3 rRNA genes are annotated in these 5,555 nt (G+C 55.7%); all 3 read left to right on the top strand.

The features are described 5' to 3' along the window. The first annotated feature begins 302 nt into the window (after nucleotides 1-302). The 3 genes from RM2_RS22410 to rrf all read left to right on the top strand — a co-directional run bounded on the left by RM2_RS22410 (nucleotide 303) and on the right by rrf (nucleotide 5,544). Nucleotides 303-1,820: ribosomal RNA gene (locus RM2_RS22410) — 16S ribosomal RNA — on the top strand. A gap of 357 nt (nucleotides 1,821-2,177) precedes the next feature. Next, nucleotides 2,178-5,312: ribosomal RNA gene (locus RM2_RS22405) — 23S ribosomal RNA — on the top strand. A gap of 115 nt (nucleotides 5,313-5,427) precedes the next feature. Continuing rightward, a 5S ribosomal RNA gene (gene rrf, locus RM2_RS22400) occupies nucleotides 5,428-5,544 on the top strand. The 16S, 23S and 5S rRNA genes sit together here, the layout of an rRNA operon. Nucleotides 5,545-5,555: the final 11 nt, after the last annotated feature.

Below are 5,555 nucleotides of genomic sequence, written 5' to 3'. Positions count from 1 at the left end.
TGGAACGGTTGCCCCGGATCGGCTGGCATGGTGTGTCGGTGGTGATGGTGTGTGCGTGTTCTTTGAGAACTCAACAGTGTGTCGATGAATGTCAGTGCCAATTGTTTGGTACTCCTGCATCACTTTTTTCGGTCGGCTCTTTGTGGGTTGGTTGTGGTTGGTGGTGTGGGTGTTTTGTCGGTGCGTTCCATTCTTCCGTCTGGGATGTGCCGGCTGTATTTTTGCTAGTTGAGTTTTTTTGCTAGTGATTTGACTCGATGTCTTTGACTGATAAGGGTTTTCGGACCTTGTATCGTGAGTCTTCAACGGAGAGTTTGATCCTGGCTCAGGACGAACGCTGGCGGCGTGCTTAACACATGCAAGTCGAGCGGTAAGGCCCTTCGGGGTACACGAGCGGCGAACGGGTGAGTAACACGTGGGTGATCTGCCCTGCACTTCGGGATAAGCCTGGGAAACTGGGTCTAATACCGGATACGACCTTCGGCTGCATGGCTGGGGGTGGAAAGGTTTACTGGTGCAGGATGAGCCCGCGGCCTATCAGCTTGTTGGTGGGGTAATGGCCTACCAAGGCGACGACGGGTAGCCGACCTGAGAGGGTGACCGGCCACACTGGGACTGAGACACGGCCCAGACTCCTACGGGAGGCAGCAGTGGGGAATATTGCACAATGGGCGAAAGCCTGATGCAGCGACGCCGCGTGAGGGATGACGGCCTTCGGGTTGTAAACCTCTTTCAGCAGGGACGAAGCGTGAGTGACGGTACCTGCAGAAGAAGCACCGGCTAACTACGTGCCAGCAGCCGCGGTAATACGTAGGGTGCAAGCGTTGTCCGGAATTACTGGGCGTAAAGAGTTCGTAGGCGGTTTGTCGCGTCGTTTGTGAAAACTCACAGCTCAACTGTGAGCTTGCAGGCGATACGGGCAGACTTGAGTACTGCAGGGGAGACTGGAATTCCTGGTGTAGCGGTGAAATGCGCAGATATCAGGAGGAACACCGGTGGCGAAGGCGGGTCTCTGGGCAGTAACTGACGCTGAGGAACGAAAGCGTGGGTAGCAAACAGGATTAGATACCCTGGTAGTCCACGCCGTAAACGGTGGGCGCTAGGTGTGGGTTCCTTCCACGGGATCCGTGCCGTAGCTAACGCATTAAGCGCCCCGCCTGGGGAGTACGGCCGCAAGGCTAAAACTCAAAGGAATTGACGGGGGCCCGCACAAGCGGCGGAGCATGTGGATTAATTCGATGCAACGCGAAGAACCTTACCTGGGTTTGACATATACCGGAAAGCTGCAGAGATGTGGCCCCCCTTGTGGTCGGTATACAGGTGGTGCATGGCTGTCGTCAGCTCGTGTCGTGAGATGTTGGGTTAAGTCCCGCAACGAGCGCAACCCTTGTCTTATGTTGCCAGCACGTAATGGTGGGGACTCGTAAGAGACTGCCGGGGTCAACTCGGAGGAAGGTGGGGACGACGTCAAGTCATCATGCCCCTTATGTCCAGGGCTTCACACATGCTACAATGGCCGGTACAGAGGGCTGCGATACCGTGAGGTGGAGCGAATCCCTTAAAGCCGGTCTCAGTTCGGATCGGGGTCTGCAACTCGACCCCGTGAAGTCGGAGTCGCTAGTAATCGCAGATCAGCAACGCTGCGGTGAATACGTTCCCGGGCCTTGTACACACCGCCCGTCACGTCATGAAAGTCGGTAACACCCGAAGCCGGTGGCCTAACCCCTTGTGGGAGGGAGCTGTCGAAGGTGGGATCGGCGATTGGGACGAAGTCGTAACAAGGTAGCCGTACCGGAAGGTGCGGCTGGATCACCTCCTTTCTAAGGAGCGTTCTCCAGTTCGTGTACCACTGAACAGTCAGTGGATGATGTTCTGGCAGAGCCCATTACGAGCACAGTCGTTGTTCGGTGGGAGCTCATGGGTGGAACACTGACAAGCTTTCCCGCGGTGTGGTCGATCATGATGATCGGCCGGCGGGTGATATATCGGCGCACTGTTGGGTCCTGAGGGAACACGTGAGTGTTTGTCTCTTTCAGGTAAGTGACGACAAACGGGAACTGCAGGTCAAACCGCAGGAGGATGTGTCCGTGAGGGCGGGTTCTCTTGGTCTGGTGTCTGTGTGGGTTTCTTTGTTTGTGTGTTGTTTGAGAACTGCACAGTGGACGCGAGCATCTTTGTTGTAAGTAATGAAGAGCGTACGGTGGATGCCTTGGCACCAGGAGCCGATGAAGGACGTAGGAGGCTGCGATAAGCCTCGGGGAGCTGTCAACCGAGCTGAGATCCGAGGATGTCCGAATGGGGAAACCCAGCACGAGTGATGTCGTGTTACCCGCACCTGAATATATAGGGTGTGTGGAGGGAACGTGGGGAAGTGAAACATCTCAGTACCCACAGGAAGAGAAAACAATAGTGATTCCGTGAGTAGTGGCGAGCGAAAGCGGAAGAGGCTAAACCATGAATGTGTGATAGCCGGCAGGTGTTGCATTTGTGGGGTTGTGGGGTTCATCAGTGTCGATACTGCCGTGTTGGCCGACAGTAAGAAATCGTTGTGTTAGTGGAAGTGGTCTGGAACGGCCTGTCGTAGAGGGTGAGAGTCCCGTACACGAAAACATGACGACTGTTGTGATGGAAACCCAAGTAGCACCGGGCCCGTGAAATCCGGTGTGAATCTGTCGGGACCACCCGATAAGCCTGAATACTCCCTGGTGACCGATAGCGGACTAGTACCGTGAGGGAAAGGTGAAAAGTACCCCGGGAGGGGAGTGAAATAGTACCTGAAACCGTGCGCTTACAATCCGTCAGAGCCTTCGAACGACTTGTCGTTGGGGGTGATGGCGTGCCTTTTGAAGAATGAGCCTGCGAGTTAGTGGCATGTCGCGAGGTTAACCCGTGTGGGGTAGCCGTAGCGAAAGCGAGTCTGAATAGGGCGACGCAGTGGCATGTTCTAGACCCGAAGCGGAGTGATCTACCCATGGCCAGGTTGAAGCGACGGTAAGACGTCGTGGAGGACCGAACCCACTTAGGTTGAAAACTGAGGGGATGAGTTGTGGGTAGGGGTGAAAGGCCAATCAAACTCCGTGATAGCTGGTTCTCCCCGAAATGCATTTAGGTGCAGCGTCGCGTGTTTCTCACCGGAGGTAGAGCTACTGGATGGTCTAGGGGGCCTACAAGCTTACCGAAATCAGCCAAACTCCGAATGCCGGTGAGTGAGAGCGCGGCAGTGAGACTGCGGGCGATAAGGTTCGTAGTCGAGAGGGAAACAGCCCAGATCGCCAGCTAAGGTCCCTAAGCGTGTACTAAGTGGAAAAGGATGTGGGGTCGCGAAGACAACCAGGAGGTTGGCTTAGAAGCAGCCACCCTTGAAAGAGTGCGTAATAGCTCACTGGTCAAGTGATCCTGCGCCGACAATGTAGCGGGGCTCAAGTACACCACCGAAGCTGCGGCATTCACACAATGCACCCCCTTCACTCTGCGGAGTGTTGGGCAGTGGTGTGGATGGGTAGGGGAGCGTCGTGTGGCCAGGGAAGCGGCGGGGTGACCCAGCCGTGGAGGCCACACGAGTGAGAATGCAGGCATGAGTAGCGAAAGACGAGTGAGAAACTCGTCCGCCGAATGACCAAGGGTTCCTGGGCCAGGTTAATCCGCCCAGGGTGAGTCGGGACCTAAGACGAGGCCGACAGGCGTAGCCGATGGACAACGGGTTGATATTCCCGTACCCGTGTGAACGCGCCCCTGGTGAATCAGTGATACTAACCATCCTGAAGCGTCCTTACTTCCCTTCGGGGAACCTGGACGTGGATGCATGGGACCTGATCTGGTAGTAGCCAAGCGATGGGGTGACGCAGGAAGGTAGCTGAGCCAGTCAGTGGTAACACTGGTGTAAGCCTGTAGGGCGAATGGTAGGTAAATCCGCTGTTCATGTGCCTGAGAGGTGATGCATAGCCGAATGAGGCGAATTCAGTGATCCTATGCTGCCGAGAAAAGCCTCTAGCGAGCTTTCACACGGCCCGTACCCCAAACCGACACAGGTGGTCAGGTAGAGAATACTAAGGCGATCGAGATAACTATGGTTAAGGAACTCGGCAAAATGCCCCCGTAACTTCGGGAGAAGGGGGGCCTTGTCCGGTGATCACTCTTGCAGTGTGAGCTGGGTGGGGCCGCAGAGACCAGTGAGAAGCGACTGTTTACTAAAAACACAGGTCCGTGCGAAGTCGTAAGACGATGTATACGGACTGACGCCTGCCCGGTGCTGGAAGGTTAAGAGGACCGGTTAGTTCCTTCGGGAGCGAAGCTGAGAATTTAAGCCCCAGTAAACGGCGGTGGTAACTATAACCATCCTAAGGTAGCGAAATTCCTTGTCGGGTAAGTTCCGACCTGCACGAATGGCGTAACGACTTCTCAGCTGTCTCAACCATAGACTCGGCGAAATTGCATTACGAGTAAAGATGCTCGTTACGCGCGGCAGGACGAAAAGACCCCGGGACCTTCACTACAGCTTGGTATTGGTGTTCGATTCGGTTTGTGTAGGATAGGTGGGAGACTGTGAAGTGGCCACGCCAGTGGTTGTGGAGTCGTTGTTGAAATACCACTCTGATCGTATTGGACTTCTAACCTCGGACCATGATCTGGTTCAGGGACAGTGCCTGGTGGGTAGTTTAACTGGGGCGGTTGCCTCCCAAAATGTAACGGAGGCGCCCAAAGGTTCCCTCAGCCTGGTTGGCAATCAGGTGTCGAGTGCAAGTGCACAAGGGAGCTTGACTGTGAGACTGACAAGTCGAGCAGGGACGAAAGTCGGGACTAGTGATCCGGCACCGGCAAGTGGAAGCGGTGTCGCTCAACGGATAAAAGGTACCCCGGGGATAACAGGCTGATCTTCCCCAAGAGTCCATATCGACGGGATGGTTTGGCACCTCGATGTCGGCTCGTCGCATCCTGGGGCTGGAGTAGGTCCCAAGGGTTGGGCTGTTCGCCCATTAAAGCGGCACGCGAGCTGGGTTTAGAACGTCGTGAGACAGTTCGGTCTCTATCCGCCGCGCGCGTTAGAAACTTGAGGAAGGCTGTCCCTAGTACGAGAGGACCGGGACGGACGAACCTCTGGTGTGCCAGTTGTTCCACCAGGAGCACCGCTGGTTAGCTACGTTCGGAAGGGATAACCGCTGAAAGCATCTAAGCGGGAAGCCTGTTCCAAGATGAGGTTTCTCACCCCCTCGAGGGGGTAAGGCCCCCGGCAGACCACCGGGTTGATAGGCCAGAACTGGAAGTCCGGTAACGGATGGAGGTGACTGGTACTAATAGGCCGAGGACTTATAACAAAGAAGCTACGCGTCCACTGTGCGGTATCTGAAACAACACACGTTTCGGAGCTGACGGAAGGACACCACCGGGTGGTGTTCTACCTGATTGTTCCGTGTGACAGTTTCATAGAGTTACGGCGGTCATAGCGGAGGGGAAACGCCCGGTCCCATTCCGAACCCGGAAGCTAAGCCCTCCAGCGCCGATGGTACTGCACTCGACAGGGTGTGGGAGAGTAGGACACCGCCGAACACCCGTTAACC

It is taken from the genome of Rhodococcus marinonascens NBRC 14363 (assembly GCF_001894885.1).
GTDB classification, from domain to species: domain Bacteria; phylum Actinomycetota; class Actinomycetes; order Mycobacteriales; family Mycobacteriaceae; genus Rhodococcus_F; species Rhodococcus_F marinonascens.
Note: the sequence above shows the minus strand (reverse complement) of the source record. Positions and strands in the feature narration are given on the sequence as shown.